Origin of the sequence: Rugosimonospora acidiphila (assembly GCF_039543385.1) — a bacterium.
In the GTDB taxonomy this organism is placed as follows: domain Bacteria; phylum Actinomycetota; class Actinomycetes; order Mycobacteriales; family Micromonosporaceae; genus Rugosimonospora; species Rugosimonospora acidiphila.
Window position 1 is genome coordinate 85,794 of sequence record NZ_BAABJQ010000003.1, and the last position, 17,284, is coordinate 103,077.

At 72.9% G+C, this 17,284-nt stretch carries 13 protein-coding genes; 9 read left to right on the forward strand and 4 right to left on the reverse strand.

Going from position 1 to position 17,284, the window contains the following annotated elements; all coding sequences use genetic code 11:
* The first annotated feature begins 311 nt into the window (after nucleotides 1-311).
* From ABEA87_RS05700 to ABEA87_RS05730, 7 genes are all read left to right on the forward strand, one after another.
* The gene (locus tag ABEA87_RS05700; RefSeq protein WP_345626727.1) at nucleotides 312-1,859 is read left to right on the forward strand and encodes an ABC transporter substrate-binding protein; all 1,548 of its coding nucleotides are present in this window, start codon (nucleotides 312-314) and stop codon (nucleotides 1,857-1,859) included.
* A gap of 136 nt (nucleotides 1,860-1,995) precedes the next feature.
* The gene (locus ABEA87_RS05705; RefSeq protein ID WP_345626728.1) at nucleotides 1,996-2,964 is read left to right on the forward strand and encodes an ABC transporter permease; all 969 of its coding nucleotides are present in this window, start codon (nucleotides 1,996-1,998) and stop codon (nucleotides 2,962-2,964) included.
* Nucleotides 2,961-3,863: an ABC transporter permease gene (locus ABEA87_RS05710; protein ID WP_345626730.1), complete on the forward strand. Its 903-nt coding sequence runs from the start codon at nucleotides 2,961-2,963 to the stop codon at nucleotides 3,861-3,863. The genes ABEA87_RS05705 and ABEA87_RS05710 overlap by 4 nt, the downstream gene beginning before the upstream one ends.
* Entirely contained in the window at nucleotides 3,860-4,765 is a 906-nt protein-coding gene (gene murQ / locus ABEA87_RS05715) for an N-acetylmuramic acid 6-phosphate etherase (RefSeq protein WP_345626732.1), read from the forward strand. The genes ABEA87_RS05710 and murQ overlap by 4 nt, the downstream gene beginning before the upstream one ends.
* Complete coding sequence (locus ABEA87_RS05720; RefSeq protein WP_345626733.1) at nucleotides 4,762-5,943, forward strand: anhydro-N-acetylmuramic acid kinase; 1,182 nt, start codon at nucleotides 4,762-4,764, stop codon at nucleotides 5,941-5,943. The genes murQ and ABEA87_RS05720 overlap by 4 nt, the downstream gene beginning before the upstream one ends.
* Nucleotides 5,936-6,994, forward strand: coding sequence for an ABC transporter ATP-binding protein (locus tag ABEA87_RS05725; RefSeq protein ID WP_345626734.1), 1,059 nt, complete (start codon nucleotides 5,936-5,938; stop codon nucleotides 6,992-6,994). Before ABEA87_RS05720 ends, ABEA87_RS05725 begins: the two co-directional genes overlap by 8 nt.
* Nucleotides 6,985-7,965 carry an ABC transporter ATP-binding protein gene (locus ABEA87_RS05730; protein ID WP_425570772.1) on the forward strand — a complete coding sequence of 327 codons (981 nt, stop codon included), beginning with the start codon at nucleotides 6,985-6,987 and terminating at the stop codon, nucleotides 7,963-7,965. Before ABEA87_RS05725 ends, ABEA87_RS05730 begins: the two co-directional genes overlap by 10 nt.
* A 275-nt stretch (nucleotides 7,966-8,240) precedes the next feature.
* Here ABEA87_RS05730 and ABEA87_RS05735 read toward each other — a convergent pair whose 3' ends face one another.
* Both ABEA87_RS05735 and ABEA87_RS05740 read right to left on the reverse strand, forming a co-directional pair.
* Entirely contained in the window at nucleotides 8,241-8,843 is a 603-nt protein-coding gene (locus tag ABEA87_RS05735; protein ID WP_345626737.1) for an LPXTG cell wall anchor domain-containing protein, read from the reverse strand.
* 13 nt (nucleotides 8,844-8,856) lie between these two features.
* A complete protein-coding gene (locus ABEA87_RS05740) occupies nucleotides 8,857-10,641 on the reverse strand; it encodes a DUF4012 domain-containing protein (RefSeq protein ID WP_345626738.1) in 1,785 nt (594 codons plus the stop codon).
* 260 nt (nucleotides 10,642-10,901) lie between these two features.
* On the opposite strand from ABEA87_RS05740, the gene ABEA87_RS05745 reads away from it, so the two are divergent.
* Nucleotides 10,902-11,486 carry an NADPH-dependent FMN reductase gene (locus ABEA87_RS05745; protein WP_345626739.1) on the forward strand — a complete coding sequence of 195 codons (585 nt, stop codon included), beginning with the start codon at nucleotides 10,902-10,904 and terminating at the stop codon, nucleotides 11,484-11,486.
* Nucleotides 11,487-11,594: 108 nt separating this feature from the next.
* Here the strand turns inward: ABEA87_RS05745 and ABEA87_RS05750 are convergent, their stop codons facing one another.
* Nucleotides 11,595-16,229 carry a cation-translocating P-type ATPase gene (locus ABEA87_RS05750; protein WP_345626741.1) on the reverse strand — a complete coding sequence of 1,545 codons (4,635 nt, stop codon included), beginning with the start codon at nucleotides 16,227-16,229 and terminating at the stop codon, nucleotides 11,595-11,597.
* A 180-nt stretch (nucleotides 16,230-16,409) separates the two neighbouring features.
* Between ABEA87_RS05750 and ABEA87_RS05755 the strand changes: the two genes are divergently transcribed.
* Nucleotides 16,410-16,679 (forward strand): hypothetical protein, encoded by a 270-nt coding sequence (locus ABEA87_RS05755; RefSeq protein WP_345626742.1) that lies wholly within the window; start codon nucleotides 16,410-16,412, stop codon nucleotides 16,677-16,679.
* 36 nt (nucleotides 16,680-16,715) lie between these two features.
* Here the strand turns inward: ABEA87_RS05755 and ABEA87_RS05760 are convergent, their stop codons facing one another.
* Complete coding sequence (locus tag ABEA87_RS05760) at nucleotides 16,716-17,144, reverse strand: CBS domain-containing protein (RefSeq protein WP_345626744.1); 429 nt, start codon at nucleotides 17,142-17,144, stop codon at nucleotides 16,716-16,718.
* Between the last annotated feature and the right edge of the window lie 140 nt (nucleotides 17,145-17,284).

Consider the following 17,284-nt stretch of genomic DNA (forward strand, 5'->3'; position numbering starts at 1 on the left):
TTTGTCCGGCTGTGGCGAATTGCTCAACTCGTCCCTGAAAGTGGATGAGCCCTACGGCGCCGCTGTACAACGGTCTAGGAGCCCCCGTAGCGCCCCTGACCAGCAGATCCTCCAACTTGGCCACGGACCGAACGGTAGCACCGTGGCAAGATTTAACACAAGAAACCAATTTCGCGTTAACTATTGACCTGGCCGGCGTGAGTTCCGATACTCGTCGCCTAGGGCGCTCGCTCCGGCCGGTAACGACCGGGGCCACCGGCGCCGGTTAGTGGTCGCGACCCGCGGGTCGCGTAAGACCGGAGGTAGGGATCGTGAAGCTCCGCACCGCGCTGGGCTCACCGGTGAGTAGGAGCCTGGCGGTTGTTTTAGCCGCCGGTCTGCTTGCTACGGCGTGTTCGAGCGGCTCCAATAGCACTTCCTCATCAGCGGGCGGCGGCACGCTGGTCATCGGCTACACCGCCGACCCCAACACGCTGGACCCGTGGAAGGCCACCCAGTTCCAGGCCGAGCACCTGCTGGAGCAGGTCTACGGCACGCTGACCCAGCTGGACGCCAACATGAACGTCCAGCCCGGCCTCGCGCAGAGCTGGACCTACTCCAACGACAACAAGACTCTGACCCTGCACCTGCGCCAGGGCGTGAAGTTCCAGGACGGCCAGGACTTCACCTCGGCCGACGTGAAGTCCTCGCTGGACCGGCTGCGCGACCCGGCCACCGCGGCCGTCGCCGCCTCCTACATCGCCTCGGTCTCCTCGGTGGACACCCCGGACGCCAACACGGCGGTGCTGAACCTGTCCGCCCCGGACGCCGGCCTGCTCGCCAGCCTGGCCAACGTCAACCTGGCGATCCTGTCGAAGGACAACACCGAGCAGCAGGTCGCGGCGAAGCCCAACGGCACCGGCCCGTTCTCGTACACCAGCCGCACGCCGAACCAGTCGGTGACGCTGACCGCCAACCCGAACTACTGGGCCGGCAAGCCGAAGTCGTCGCAGCTGCAGTTCCGGATCATCCCGGACGAGAGCTCGGTGGTTTCCGCCATGCAGTCGGGCAACGTGCAGTTCGCCGTGCTGGATGACCCGACGGTCGCCAAGACCGCGCAGGGCAGCGGGCTGACCCTGGACAAGACCCCCGACCTCGGGTACCACGTCCTGCAGCTCAACTCGCGCAAGGCACCGCTGAACAACGTCAACGTCCGGCTGGCCATGCAGTGCGCGATCAGCCGCCAGCAGGTGGTGGACACGGCCGCGCTCGGCCAGGGTACGGTCATCGGCCCGATCACCTCGCCGGCCTACAAGTCCGACCCGAACGCGCAGCCGTGCGCGACGCAGAACGTGGCCAAGGCCAAGCAGCTGCTGACCCAGGCCGGGTACCCGAACGGCCTGACCATCACCGCGATCGTCTCCACGGGCCTGTACTCCACCTCGGTCAACGAGGCGCAGAACCTGCAGTCCCAGCTCAAGGCCGCGGGCATCACCCTGAAGCTGCAGACGCTGGACTCGGCCGCGTACGTCGACGCCTGGGTCGCCGGTAACTTCACCGCGGCGGTGGCGCTCAACGGTGGCTCGCCGGACCCGGACGGCATGTACGGCCGGTACTTCACCAGCACCGGAAACCTCAACAAGGTGGCCGGGTTCTCCTCGCCGCAGCTGGACCAGCTGTTCGCTCAGGGCAAGGCGACGACCGACCCGGCGCAGCGCAAGCAGATCTACACCCAGATCTCCAACTACCTGACCGACAACGCGGTCTGGATCTGGCTGTTCTCCAGCTACGACTACACCGCGACGACCAGCACGGTGCACGGGTTCACCCCGATGCCCAACGGGTCGTTCGACTACCTCTGGCAGACCTCTAGCAGCTGAGGCCGCGGAAGTCCCGGGGGAGCGCGCTCGCGCTTCCCCGGGATCCTCCGGCGGGCCGGCGGCCCGCCGAGGAACATCCCGCGGGCCCGGCGGCCCGCGCGAGCAACAGTTCCCGTCACAGCAAAGGAGGAGCCCGGTGCGCAGGTTCGCACGCCATTCGGTGACGCGCCGGCTGGTGGAGGCGGTGTTGACCCTCTTCGGAGTGGCCGTGCTCGTTTTCGCCATGCTGCGGGCCATCCCCGGTAACCAAATCACGGCCACGCTGGGCACCCAGGCGGCCGCGCTGACCCCGGCCCAGCTGGCGTCGTTGCGCAGCTACTACGGCCTCGACAAGCCCCTGCCGGTCCAGTTCTTCTCCTGGCTCGGCGACATCTTCACCGGCAACCTCGGCTTCTCCCAGCGGGCCGGCGAGTCGGTGCTGGCAATGACCGAGCAGGCGCTGCCCATCACCATCGAACTGGCCATCCTGGCCACCATCGTCGGTCTGGTGATCGGTGTACCGCTGGCCATGCTGTCCGCATCGCGCCCCAACGGGGGCCGCGACGGGGTCAGCCAGGTCATCGGGCTGCTGGCCCTGTCGGTCCCCAACTTCCTGATCGCCGCCACGCTGCTCACGCTGATTTCCAAGTACGCCCACTACAACCCGAACGCCGGAGAGTTCCAGCACCTGTTCAGCAATCCCGGTGTCAATCTGCAACAGATGATGTTCCCGGCGCTGGTGCTGGGCTTCGGGCTCGCCGCGCCGATCATGCGCACCGCCCGCACCGCGCTGCTGGAGGTGTCCACCGCGGACTTCATGCGCACCGCGCGCGGCAAGGGCGTGGCGCCGATGCGGTTGCGCGTGCGTCACCTGCTGAAGAACGCCCTGAACCCGATCATCACGATGACGGGCATCCAGTTCGGGTACCTGCTCGGCGGCGCGATCGTGGTGGAACAGATCTTCTCGGTACCGGGCATCGGCCAGCAGGTGCTGGTCGGGATGCAGGAAAAGGACTACGCCGTGGTGCAGAGCACAGTGCTGATCATCGCCACGCTGTTCGTGGTGGTCAACCTCCTGACCGACTTCCTGTACCGGGTCGTCGACCCGCGGGTGCGTGCGTCATGACCGTTACCGTTCCCACCACCGCCACCGAGGCCACCGCCGGGGCCGGTGCCCCGCCGGCCTCCAGTGCCGCCTGGCGCAGGCTGCTGCGCAGCCCGGCCGGGCTGATCGGCTCCGTGCTCGTGGCGCTGGTCCTGATCGGCGCGATCTGCGGCATCGCCGGACTGACGCCCTACGATCCGATCGCGCAGCACCCGCTGGACGCCCTGCAGGGCCCGTCGGGCAAGTACTGGCTGGGTACCGACCAGTTCGGCCGGGACATCTTCTCCCGCACGCTGGCCGGCATCGGCAACTCGCTGCGGGTCTCGGTGGTCGCCGTGGCGCTGTCCGGGGTGGTCGGCACCCTGGCCGGCATCTGCGCCGGGTACTTCGGCAACAAGGTACGCGGGCCGGTGCTGGCGGTGACCAACGTGCTGTTCGCGTTCCCGCCCCTGCTGCTGGCGCTGACCCTGGCCACCACGCTGACCCGCAACTGGGCCACCATCGCGCTGGCCATCGGCATCGTCTACATCCCGATCTTCGTCCGGGTCACCCGGGGGCCGGTGCTGTCGCTGCGGGAGACGGACTTCATCCGGGCCACCCGGGTGCTCGGCATGCCGACCGGGCGCATCCTGTTCCGACACATCCTGCCCAACATCTCGGCCATCGTCACCGTGCAGGTCACCCTGTCGATGTCCTGGGCGGTCCTGACCGAGGCGTCGTTGAGCTTCCTCGGCCTGGGCAGCCCCCCGCCGGCACCGTCGCTGGGCTCGATGGTCTTCGACGCGAAGGTCTTCGCGTCCACCGCGTGGTGGACCCTTGCCGCACCGGGCGTTGCGATCGTCATCTTCGTGGTCGGGCTGAACCTGCTCGGCGACGGACTGCGCGACGCCCTTGACCCGAGAAACGGACGCAACTCATGAGCGAGGCACTGGATCAGCTGCTCACCGAGCAGGTCGACGACCGGTACGCCAAGATAGACGGCGCGTCGGTGGCCGAACTCGCCCGGCTGATGAACGAGGCTGACCACGAGGTACCCGCCGCCGTGCGCCAGGCCCTGCCGCAGATCGTCCCGGCCATCGAGGCGGTCACCGCGCGGCTGGAGTCCGGTGGCCGGCTGTTCTACATCGGCGCCGGCAGCGCCGGCCGGATGGGCGTGCTGGACGCGGCCGAGTGGCCGCCCACCTTCAGCACCCCCCCGGAGCTGGCCCAGGCGGTCATCGCCGGGGGCGGCGACGCGCTGCAGGTCGCGGTCGAGGGGGCCGAGGACGACGAGGTGGCGGGCGCCGCGGTCGTGGCGTCCCGCGGCGTCACCGCCGCCGACGCGGTGGTCGGCATCGCGGCCAGCGGGCGCACCCCGTTCGTGCTCGCGGCGGTGCGCACCGCCCGGGAGCGCGGCGCGCTGACCGTCGGCCTGTCGTGCAACGCCGGCGCCCCGCTGTCCGCCGCGGCGCAGCTGCCCATTGAGGTGCTCGTCGGCCCCGAGGTGCTGGCCGGCTCCACCAGGATGAAGGCCGGTACCGCGCAGAAGCTGGTGCTCAACATGATGAGCACCATCGCCATGGTGCGGCTCGGCAAGACCTACGGCAACCTCATGGTCGACCTGCGGGTGACCAACGCGAAGCTGCGCGACCGCGCGGTGCGCATCATCGAGCGGGTGACCGGCGCGGGCCGTCCGGTCGCCGAGGCGGCCCTGGACTCCGCCGGGCTGGACGTCAAGATCGCCATCATGATGCTCGGCGGATCGTCCGGTGTGGAGGATGCCGCGCGCCGCCTGGCGAGCAACAGCGGCCGGCTGCGCCAGGCATTGGAGGAGATGTCATGAAGGTTCTCGGCATGATCTCGGGTACGTCGCACGACGGCATCGACGTGGCGACCGTGGACTTCGAGGTACGCGACGGGGTGCTGCACGGCACCGTCGGGCACACCGCCACCATCGGGTACCCGCCGAGCCTGCGCCAGCGGCTGGTGCGCGCGCTGCCTCCGGCGCCGCTGACCTTCGAGGAGGCCTGCGCGCTGGACACCCTGATCGGCCAGGCGTTCGCCGACGCGGCCACGGACGCCATCGAGCGCGGCGGGCCGGTCGACTTCATCTGCTCGCACGGCCAGACGGTCTACCACTGGGTCGAGGGACGGCACGTCCTGGGCACCCTGCAGATCGGCCAGCCGGCGTGGATCGCCGAGCGCACCGGCGTACCGGTCGTGTTCGACGTGCGCATCCGGGACATCGTGGCGGGCGGGCAGGGCGCGCCGCTGGTCGCGCTGATGGACACCATGCTGCTGGCCGGGCTGCCCGGCCACCCGGCGGCGCTCAACCTCGGCGGCATCGCCAACATGACCGTGCCGGCCTCGGCCACCACGCCGCACACGCTGGCCTACGACACCGGCCCGGCCAACGCGCTCATCGACGCGGCCGTGGTCCGCATCAGCGGCGGCGAGCGCAGCTACGACGAGGACGGCAGGCTGGCCGCCGCCGGTGCTGTCCACGATGGACTGTTGGAACACCTGCTCGGTGAGCCGTACTACGCGCTGGCCGCCCCGAAGTCGACCGGCAAGGAGCTGTTCAACGCCGAGTACGTGGACAAGGCGGTCGCCGCCTTCCCCGGCATCGGGGACGCCGACCTGGTGGCCACCCTCACCGCGCTGACCGCGCAGACGGTCGCCGACGAGGTGCGCCGGCACGGCGTCGACACCCTGGTGGCCTCGGGCGGCGGCTGCGAGAACCCGACCCTGATGGCCATGCTGGCAAAGCGGTTGCCCGGAGTACGGCTGACCACCACGGCGGAGTTCGGCGCGCCGACGGCCACCAAGGAGGCGATCGCCTTCGCGCTGCTGGGCTGGCAGACCGCGAACGGGCTGCCCGGTAATTCCTCCAGCGCCACCGGCGCGGCGGGCGACCGGGTGCTCGGCGCGATCGTGCCGGGCTCGGCGCCGTTGCGCCTGCCCGAGCCGCTGGCGGTCGCGCCGAGGGTTCTTCACTTGGGCGGAGGGCGAGATGACTGACCTACTGGAGCTTGAGGACCTGCGGGTCTCGGCCGGCCCGAACGAGATCGTGCGCGGCGTGGACCTGTCGGTCCCGGCCGGGCAGACGGTGGCCGTGGTGGGGGAGAGCGGTTCGGGCAAGTCGCTGACCATGCTGTCGGTGATGGGCCTGCTCAGCCCGCCGCTGCGGGTCTCCGGCGGGCACGTGCGGCTGGCCGGCCGCGAGCTGACCGGGCTGCACGAGCACCAGCTGCGCGAGCTTCGCGGCAGCGAGGTGGCCATGATCTACCAGGATCCGATGACCTCGCTCAACCCGCTGATGCGCGTGGGTGACCAGGTGATGGAGGCGATGACCTCGCACGGCGTGGCCAAGCCGCAGGCCCGGGAGCGGATGCTGGACCTGTTGGCCCGGGTCGGCATCCCCGACCCCCGCCGCACCTCCCGCGCGTACCCGCACGAGTTCTCCGGCGGCATGCGCCAGCGCGTGATGATCGCCTCCGCGCTGGCCATGCGGCCGAAACTGCTCATCGCCGACGAGCCCACCACCGCGCTGGACGTGACCATCCAGCAGCAGATCCTGGCGCTGGTCGACGAGCTGCGCCGGGAGCTGGGCATGACCACCATCTGGGTCACCCACGACCTGGGCGTGGTGGCCCGGCTGGTCGACCGCGTGGTGGTGATGTACGCCGGCCACGTGGTGGAGGACGCCCCGGTGCGGCAGGCGTTCGCCGCGCCGCAGCACCCGTACACGGCCCGCCTGCTGGCCTCCCTGCCCGACCCGAGCAGCGACGGCCGAGGCCGGCTGGCCACCATCCCGGGCCGCCCGCCGACGTCCACCGAGACCATCGTCGGGTGCCCGTTCCAGCCCCGGTGTCCCCAGGCGCGGGACATCTGCAAGATCCGCCCGGAGCTGCTGCCCCGGACGGTGGCGCTGCCCGATCCCGGCGCGCACGCCGCCCGGCCCGCCGCGGCGGCCGGTGGCCAGCCGGCGACCGGCGCGGCGGTGGCGGTCGCGGCGCCGGAATCGCCCACGCGGGTCGCCTGCCATGTGCCGCCCGCGGAATGGAGGTAGTCATGCTGCGTGCGACGAACCTGACCAAGGAGTACCCGGTGCGCGGCGGCGAGAACGTCGTACAGGCGCTGGCCGGCGTGTCCCTGGAGTTGGGCGAGGGCGAGACCCTGGGCATCGTCGGCGAGTCCGGCTCCGGCAAGTCCACCCTGGCCAAGCTGCTGGTGCGGCTGGAGGATCCGACCTCGGGCACGGTGGAACTGGACGGGGTGGACCTCACCAAGCTGCGCGGCAAGGCCCTGCGCGAGCAGCGCCAGCGCATCCAGATGCTGTTCCAGGACCCGTACTCGTCGCTGAACCCGCGCCAGCGCGTCGGCGCCATCCTCACCGAGGTGCTGGGCGTGCACCGGCTGGCCGGCGACGCGCGCGGGCGGGCCCGCCGCGTGGGTGAGCTGCTGGAACTGGTCGGCCTCGACCCGCGGCTGGCCCAGCGCTACCCGCACGAACTGTCCGGCGGGCAGCGCCAGCGGGTCGGCATCGCCCGCGCGCTGGCGGTCGAGCCGAAGGTGCTGCTGCTGGACGAGCCGGTCTCCGCGCTGGACGTGTCGGTACGCGCCGAAATCATGAACCTGCTCGACGACCTGCGCCGGGACCTGCGCCTGTCCTACGTGTTCATCAGCCACGACGTGTCCATGGTGCGGCACATCAGCGACCGGGTGGCCGTGCTGTACCTCGGTCGGGTGGTGGAGCTGGGCGACTGGAAGTCGGTACTCGACCAGTCCGCCCACCCGTACACGGTGGCGCTGGGCGCCGCGGTGCCGGTGCCGGACCCGACCCTGGCGGAGCCGATCCACGCCACGGTGATCGGCGAGGTACCCGACCCGGCCAACCCGCCGTCCGGCTGCCCGTTCCACCCGCGCTGCCCGCTGGCCGAGGATGTGTGCCTGCGCACCGAGCCGAAGCTGCTGAGCCTTCGCCCGAGCCACGAGGTCGCCTGCCACGTCGCGATCCGCGACGCGGTGCCGGCCGCCTGAGGCGCCTCCGGGCGGTCGCCCCCTGCCGGCCACCCGACCGTTCCCGCGGGCCGTGGCGGCGGCCCGGTCCGGCCCTTCGTCCGGCCGGAGCGCGGGGACGGTCGGGGCGCGCCGGGCCAACCCGGCGTCAGGTCTCCTCGGGATCCTGCCCTCAGGCCGAGCGACCGCCGTCGGCCGGTCCACTGTCCCACCGGCGGGCGGACCGCGCACGGCGGGAGAACGCCGGAGGGGCGGGGCGGCGTCACGCCACCCCGCCCCCACCGGGCCGGTCCGGGTCAGCCGGCCAGTTGCGGTGCTCCCGGGTCGCCGTCGGCGCGCTGGCGGCGCCGCCGGGCGATCAGGTAGAGCCCGGCGCCCGCGACGAGCAGGGCGCCGCCGCCGATGCCCCACGGGGTCAGGCTGTCACCGGTCACCGGCAGGTTCGTCGCCAGAACCGTGAGGGTGACCGACGCACCCAGGTTGTGCGCGTCGGCGGCGCTGATGTCGAACACGCCAGGGTCGTTGAACCGCAGCAGGACCGAGAAGGTCCCGTCCGCGCGGACCGTGGTGGTCATGGGCAGGACCTGCGCGCCGTCGTCGGCCAGCGGCATCTTGTACGCCACGGTGGTCCAGCCCGCCCCGTTGCCGTTGCTGTGGTGGCTCGTCGTACCCGGCGCTCCGGCGGCGACCGGGCGGCGCGTGCCGGTGATCTGGCCCGGGTCGTTGGGCGTGAAGTTCTGGCCGGTGAGGGTGACCGTGGCGCCCTCGTTGATGGTGGTGCTCGACAGGGTCAGCGATGGTCCGGTGGGTGGGTACTCGTTCTGTGCGTGCGCGACGGCGGGAGCGGCCACGATGGCCAGTGCACCGGCGAGCGCGCTGATGATGCGGGCAATCCGCATGATGGGGTCCTTTCTACTGAGCACACGCAGGTGCTGGATTGATGTGGGTGTTCCAGGGCGCCACACCTGGGGTCAGCCAGAGCCTGGCGGTGTTCGATGGCACGGCCGGGGCCAGCAGGTTCACGTCCAGGACGCGGCTGCGTCCCGGCGGGATGTCGAGGCTGACCACCCCGACCTGCCGGCCGTGGTCGGTGCCACTGCCCAGCGGCACGGGAACGCCGTCGAGTTTGGCGTCGACCAGCGACCCGTGGGCCGGGCTGAACAGATAGGTCACGATGCGGGCCGTGTCGGGGTCGCCGGCCAGCCCGAGCCCGGTCACGGCGGCCGGCAGCCCGGTGGCCGGCGCGGTGGAGCCGAGCGTCAGGTGCAGGCTCAGCTCCCGCCGCCCGTCGCCGCGGCAGTCGCCCACGCTCAGGGTGGCCGAGTGGGTCAGGTAGTAGTCGAGCTTGGAGCCGCTGCCGTCGTTGAGGAACACGCCGACGCCGGGTACCGGCTCCTGCTGGGGCAGGACCCCGGCCAGCTCGGTACCGGCCAACGCGGCCTGCTCGGCGGGGCGGGCGCTCCAGAACAGCACGCGGCGTTCGCCCGCGGCCCGGTCCAGCGCGGCGAGCACCGTGCGCGGGTCGGTCGAGCGGTGGGTGAGCGCGTCGAAGACGGCCAGCACGGAGGCCGCGAAGTAGTCGTGCCGGTCGTCCTCGGAGGCGATCTGCTGGTACGGGTCGGACAGCAGGGTGCCCACCGCGTTGGCGGCGGTGAGCGTGGGCTGGCCCGCCATGGGTACCGGGCCGATCGCACCCAGCAGGTAGGACAGTGCCACCGGGTCGGTGGCCAGCACGCCGTCCACGGTCACGCCGGTGCGCTGCCGGTACATCTCCCGGAACAGCTGGGCCGCGGTGGGGAAGTCCGGGGTCAGGTTCACATCGGCGGGGTAGACCCCGATCCGGTCGGTGTACAGCGCCTTGGTGGCCGCGTCCAGCGGCAGCACCGGCGCGGGGAACTGCTGCAGGTCGCCGCCCGCCCCACGGTTGGTCATGGTGATCTGGCCGTGGTCGGTCTGGACCACGGCGTACGCGCCGAAGATCCCTCCGGTGGACCGGGACTCGGCGAGGTTCTGCAGCAGCAGCAGGTACGTGCGCGGGCCGTCGGCACCGAGCAGTTCGGGCAGCAGGGCGGTGCCCTGGTGGCCGGCCGACGTCAGGGCGGACAGGCGCTCGATCTGCGCGCGCAGCGCCTGGATCGCGTCCCGGATCGGCGGCAGCAGGTCGGCGGCCGGTACGGCGTCGAGCCGGGTACGGACCCGCTGGACCACCTCGTCGGCGGAGGCGAAGGCGGGCGCCGCCTCGCGCAGCGCGGCGAGGTTCAGCTTCCCCCCGGTGGGCAGCAGGTCGGACGGGTCGAGCCCGATCAGCGCCGGGAAGGCGTCGCCGGCCAGGTCGTCGATGGAGGCGGCGATCGCGCGCACGGCGGCCACGTCCCGTCCCGCGTAGGGCACGTGCGCGGCGGTCCACCAGGCCGGACCGGTGGTGACGTCGTGCGCGCCGGCCGCCTGTCCCTGCAGCGCGACGAGCGTGCGGCGGGCCTGCTCGGTGTCGCCGGCCATCACCTGGTCGCTCAGGTCGCCGGCCAGGGCGGCAGCATTGATCAGGTGGCCGCGGGCCTCCCAGCCGCGCAGGCCGATCCAGCCGCCACTGACCGCCAGCACGCACCCGGCGACCGTGGCGGACAGCAGCGCCCGGCGCAGCGCGCGGCGGCGTCGCCGGCGCCTGGACCGGTAGGTCACGGACGGCCCGGCGGCCATCTCATCACCACGCTTCCCAATAGGACCGTAAGCTCGTATTTTTCTCGTAATGCCCTAGATATCTATAACACGCCCAATGCGCCCTCTGCATCGTCAATCGGATTAAATCGGACACAGGGCATCCACGTGCCCTGCCGATCAGCCGCGCCGCGAGCCCGCCCCAACCGGTCCTCGGCAACCACCGCGCCCTCGGCAACCACCGCGCCCTCGGGTACCGTTTTGCCGGCACACCAAACGACGATCACCAGAAGAGGGCGTCCATGGCTAGGCTGCAGATCATCGTCGCGAGCACTCGGCCGGGCCGGGTCGGTCTGCCGGTGGCGGAGTGGTTCCGTGAGCAGGCGATCAAGCACGGGGGCTTCGAGATCGAGTTCATCGACCTGGCGGAGCTGAAGCTCCCGTTCATGGACGAGCCGAACCACCCCCGGCTGCGCCGCTACACCCACCAGCACACCAAGGACTGGAGCGCGACGGTCGACCGCGCCGACGCCTTCGTGTTCGTGATGCCGGAGTACAACTACGGTTTCACCGCGCCGCTGAAAAACGCGCTGGACTACCTGCACTTCGAGTGGCAGTACAAGCCGGTGGGTCTGGTCAGCTACGGCGGCGTCTCCGCCGGTACCCGGGCCGCTCAGATGATCAAGCAGGTGGTCACCACGCTGAAGATGATGCCGGTGTTCGAGGCGGTCTCCATCCCGTTCGTGGCCCAGTTCCTGGACGACGAGGGCGAGCTGCGCGCCAACGAGGTGATGAACTCCTCGGCCAACGCCATGCTCGACGAGCTGGCCCAGTGGACGGCGGCGCTGTCGCAGGTGCGCGCCGAGCGGGCCCAGCAGCAGGGGTAGTTCGGCACCTGGGGTAGTTCAGCACTCGGGGTAGTTCAGCGCCGGGAGTCGCCGGGTAGGCGGGAGCGGCCGGCGACGGGAGCGGAGACAGCGGCGCAGCCGCCCGGGTCAGGCCGGCGCCGGACCCGTGGCGTCGGCGACCCCGGCCCGCTCGTCGCCGGCCCATTTTGCGCCGTCGCCGTCGCCGTCGCCGTCGCCGTCGCCGTCCGCGCCGCGCTGTCCCGTGCGGGCCCGGCCCGCGTCGGACTGTCCTGTGCCGGCCTGGCCTCCGCCGGCGTGGGCCCCGTCGGGCTGCTCCCCGCTGGCCTGCTCCCCGCTGGCCTGCTCGCCATGATCGTCGCCGGTCGGCCGGTCGGGCGCCGGGTGGGGCAGCAGCCGGCCGATCGCGGCGTGGCCCAGGGTCGCGCCGGTGGCCGCGCCGGCCGCTATCGTCCAGCCCACCGGACCCAGCGGCGTACAGCCGAAGAACTGGCTGACCCCCGGCGTCTGGATGATCGCGACGAGCACGCCCGCGGACGCCACCGTCGCGGCCAGGGTGGCCGGGTTGGCGCCGCCGGCCAGCATCGTCTGGCCCAGCTGGGTGCCCACCAGCGCGGCCAGCGCCACGGTGCCGGCCCGGTACGGTGAGGCCACCCGGCCCAGCGACCAGCCCACGGTGGCGCCCAGCGCCGTGGCGGCGGCCCGTACCGTGATGTCCCGGGTCAGGATCCGGTCCAGCGACGCGTCCGGGCCCTCGGCGAGCAGCGCGTCGGCGCCGGTGGCCTTGGGCGGACGGACCGCGATGGCCATCGCCGGCGCCAGGTCGGTGAGCAGGTTCACCAGCAGCAGCTGCCGGGCGGTCAGCGCGGAGCGGCCGGTGACCGCCGCGGACAGCACGCTGAACGCGATCTCGCCGAGGTTGCCGCCGACCAGGATGCTCAGGGCGTGGCGCACCGAGGACCACATCGCGCGCCCCTCGATCAGCGCGGCGATGATGGTCTCCAGGCGGTCGTCGCTGACCACCAGGTCGGCCGCCGCGCTCGCGGCCGGGGTACCCCGCTGGCCCAGCGCGATGCCGACGTCGGCCAGGCGGATGGCCGGGGCGTCGTTCGCGCCGTCACCGGTCATCGCCACGGTGCGGCCGGCCCGCTGCAGGCTCTGGATGATGCGCACCTTGTGAGCCGGGGTGCACCGGGCCACCACGTCGGTCGTGGTCAGCAGCCGGGCGATCCCGTCGTCGTCGAGATCGTCGAGTTCCGAGGCGGTGACCACCCGCTGGGCCTCGCCGTCCGTGCTGATCGTGGCGGCGATCGCCTCCGCGGTGGCCGGGTGGTCGCCGGTGATCATGATGGTGTGCACGCCGGCCTCGCGGATGCGCCGTACGGCGGGGGAGGCGCTCTCCCGCACCGTGTCGGCCAGGGTGAGGAAGCCGACGAAGGTCAGCTCATTGACGTCGTCGTCGCACACGCTGGGCGACGGGTGCGGGCGCTCGGCGACGCCCAGCACCCGGTGCCCGGCGCCGGCGTGCCGCTCCAGCAGGTCCAGCAACTCCTGCCGCTGCGGGTCGTCCAGCGGCCGGTCCTCGCCGTCCACCCGCCGCCTGGCGCAGCGCGGCACGATCGTCTCCGGGGCGCCCTTCACGCTCAGCAGGTGCCCGTCCCGGCCGGTGCCGACCGTCGCGTGGTACCCGCGGGACGGCTCGAACGGCAGCGTGCACACGTGCTCCCAGTCGGGCGCGCCGGTGCTCACCTCGACCCCGGCGTGCCGGGCCCCCTCCAGTACCGCCTGGTCGGTCTGTAGCGACGTGCCCGACGACGGGTCGGCGGGAGTGGCCCGCAGGGCGGCCGCCAGCGCGTCGCGCAGCGGCTCGTCGAGCGCGTCCGCCTCGGCGTACCGGTCGGTGGTGCCCACCCCGGCCAGGCCGAGGCGGCCCTCGGTGAGCGTGCCGGTCTTGTCGAAGCACAGCACGTCCACCCGGCCCAGCGCCTCGATGGTCCGCGGGTTGCGCACCAGCGCGCCCTGCCCGGCGAGCCGCCGGGCGGCGGCCAGCTGGGCGGCGCTGACCAGGAACGGCAGGCCCTCGGGCACCGAGGCGACCGCGAGGTTGGCCGCCTCGGCGGCGGTCTCGGCCAGGGGTACCCCGCGCAGCAGCCCGGCCCCGGCGACCGCGGCGGCCGAACCGGCCGCCAGTGGCACCGCCGAGCGGGTCAGCTTGCCGAGCCGGGCCTCGACGCCGGTGGTCGGCGGCGACTGGCGGGCCAGCGCCAGGCCCCGGCCGACCTCGGTGTCCACGCCGGTCGCCACGACCACCGCGCTGCCCCGGCCCGCCGCGACCGTGGTCCCCTCGTAGAGCATGGAGTGCCGCTCGGCGACCGCCTTGGCGATCACCGGCGGGGTGGCCTTGGCGACCGGCAGCGACTCGCCGGTCAGCGACGACTCGTCCGCCTCCAGCCCGTCGGCCTCGATCACCCGGCAGTCGGCCGGGATGACGTCGCCGGGCGCCAGCGTGACGATGTCACCGGGTACCAGGTCGCCGGCAGCCACCACCCGTTCTCCGCCGTCGCGGCGTACCCGCGCGGAGACCATGGACTCCGACAGCAGCGCGGCCAGCGAACGGTCGGTGGCGACCCGCTGCACCGCGCCGACCAGCGCGGTCAGGCCGAGCACCCCGCCGACCAGGCCGGCGTCCACCGGCGACCCGACCACCGCGGACAGGCCGGCGCCGGTGGCCAGCACCGGGGCGAGCGGGTTCGCCAACTCCTCGACGAAGGCGCGCCCCAGCCCCATGTTCCCGGCCGGCTCGCCGGACTGGCCCTGTACGCGCCGGTGCGCCTCCTCGCCGGTCAGCCCGTCCGGCCCGGTACGCAGCCGCTCCAGCACGCTCGCGACCGGCATGAGGTGCCACGGCACGCTCGCGCCGGGCGGCGTCACCATCTCGCTCTCCAGTTTCTGGGCGCTCCACAGCCCGGCGCCCATGGCCACCCCGGCCGTGGTGTTGATCGCGTTCAGTACCCGGGTGGGTAGCCGTCCCGGCGGCGAGGTGAACGCGGCCAGGGCGCCCAGGCCGGTACCGGCCTGGGCCAGCGTGATGCTGTGCTTGGCCACCGAGCGGGCCACCCCGGCGGCGTCGACCACCAGGGCCGCGGTGCTCAGGTCGCAGCCCAGCAGCAGGTGCGCGCCCCACGGCGGATCGTCCTCGGGCCGGCACACGCCCAGCCCGCAATCGCTGGCACCCAGCGCGCGCCGGTCGCCGGAGACCAGCATCACCACGGCGCCCTCGGTCTGCAGCGCGCGTACCGAGTCGGCCAGCTGGGCCCCACCGGGCATCACCCGGTCGGCGAACTCGTGGCGCCGGCCGTCCCCGCCGGCCACCACCAGGCGCATCCCGCCCCGGCGGGCGGCGGCGGCCACCACGTCCAGCTCGGGGGTGGGCTCGATCTCCGCGCGGACCACCGCGGCCAGCCGATCGCCGCGGGCCAGGCCGAGCACCATACCGCCGGCGCCGCCCAGCCGGTCGGCCTGCTCGGCACCGTCGGGGCCGCGCAGCTCCAACCCGTCCAGCGGGCCCAGCACCCAGCCGTCGGCCTCCTGCCGTTGCGCCGCCCCCTCCGGGTCGAACAGGGCGAACGCCGCGCCCGCCACCTGCTCGGCGTCGGCGTCCGGCAGCGGCTCCAGATCGGTGAGCATGACCCGGTCGGAGCCCACCGCGGCCTGGTCGAGCACCAGGGTGTCGATGCGCTCCAGCTCCCGCAGCACCCCGCGGTCCATGGCGATGACGCCGCGCTGGGCGAGGATCCGGCCGACCCGGGCCGCGTACGCCTCCCGCCCGCCGAACGAGGCCTTCGGCAGCGCGGACAGGGCCAGGGCGGCGGAGCGCTTGAAGCCCGCCAGCGGCAGCGCCACGGCACCGGCCGCCGCGCCGGCGGTGAGGATCCGGCTCGCGTACCGCTCCAGAGGCCCTTCCGGGATCGGCACCGGCCGGATCTCGGTGACCGGCGGGGCGGCGGCCCGCGACGGGGTGCCGGTCAGCCGCTCCTCGGCGGCCGACCAGGCGGCCTGCTGCGCACGCGCCTCGCGCCACTGGAGGATCCGCTGGGTGCCGTCGACCGCGATGCCGGTCCAGCCGCCGGCCAGCCCCTGGGACAGCGCCTCGATCAGGGGCAGTACCGAGTCTGCCCGCCGCGCGCCGTGCAGCCACCGGGCGGCCAGCGCGTGCAGCCGCGGGTGCATATCGACCAAATTGGCCAGGCCGGCCACCTCGCCGGGCAGGGGAGCGAACGGCAGCACCCGGGTCAGCACCGACAGCCCGAGGCCGACGCCGTCGGCGGCCAGGGTGGACAGCGCCTTGCGGGTACGCGGACCCTCCTCGGGCGGGTGCGGCGGCTCCAGGTCGCCGTCGGGCTCCGGGCCCCGCGAGCGTTCGGCCGCCAGCACCGTCGCCAGCAGTTCCGACAGCCGCGGCTCCGGGTCCCGCACGGCGACGATGACGCGTCCCGACGGCGCGTTGACCCGGGCCCAGGCCACACCGGGCAGCCGTTCGAGCATCTGCTCCACCAGCTGAGCCAGCGCGGCCCCGCCGTCGTCGCGCTCGACGCCGCGTACCTCGATGTGGTAGCGGCCCGGTACCGACCACACGCACCGGTTCTTCCCGGCCGCGGTGAGGGCGAGCCGGCCCAGCGCCGACCCGGCCGCGCGGGACAGCCCGGCGACCAGGTTCGGTACGCCGGTCACGCCGGAGCTGAGGGGGTGCCGGGCGGAGGTCATGGACGGGCGGGTCCCACCAGCGGTACCGACCGCCCGCGTTCCGTGCTCACTGTGCCGACCTCCGACCTGATGTTCTCGTTTCGTCCGCCGCTTCCGTTTGGGTGCGGCGCTCTCGTTCCAGTGCGGCGCATGGATCCGGTCGACGGTGGAATACCACCCGGGTAGCCAGAGGAGGCGGCAATGACCATCACGCTCCCGCGCGCCGCGACGCAGCTGACCCACGCCAGACGCCTGCGCCTGTACCGGCGCCAGTTCCGGCTGCCACTGATGGGCGATGTCACGCTGCCTCCTCCCGGCCAACTGGCCTACTTCGCCGGCCTCGGTCTGCTCGCCGCGGTCGAGGTCATCGAGTGGCCGCTGGCGCTGGTGATCGCCGCCGGCCACCTGCTCGCCGACCAGCACTGGTCCCGAGCCCTGCGGGGACTCGGCGCCGCGGCCGAGGAGGCGTGAGGTCGCCGGCCGCGCGGGCCTCCGATGCCCGAGGGCTCAGGTGGTCGGGGGCGCCGAGTACACCGCCGCGGTGAAGCGTTGAACCTCTCGCTCGGTCAGGTTGGTGACGATGTCGGCCTCGCTGATGATGCCCACCATCCGCTGCTCGTCGAGCACCGGAATCCGGCGGATCGTGTTGTCCTCCATCAACCGCAGCGCCTCGGTGATGTCCGCGTCGGCGTCCACCGTCACCGGGGTGCCCCGGGACAGCTCGCCGGCCAGCATCACCTTCGGATCGGCGCCCTCGGCGACGCACCGCACCACGATGTCCCGGTCGGTCACGATGCCGCGCAGGCTGCCGTCGGTTCCGCAGATCGGTACCGCGCCCACGTGCAGATCCCGCATGGCCCGTGCGGCCACGGCCAGCGCCTCGTTCTCGCCGACACACTTCACGCCGGAGTGCATGATCTCCCGAGCGGTCGTCATTGGCCGCCCCTTTCTCTCCCGCACGTCTTGCCCGCACGACAGGCGAGCGGTTGCCCCGTTGCGCCCGGCCCGTCCCGCGTCGGGTGGTCCTCCGGCACTCGGCCCCGGGCCTCCCACGCTGGACGTTCCTTACGCTAGCG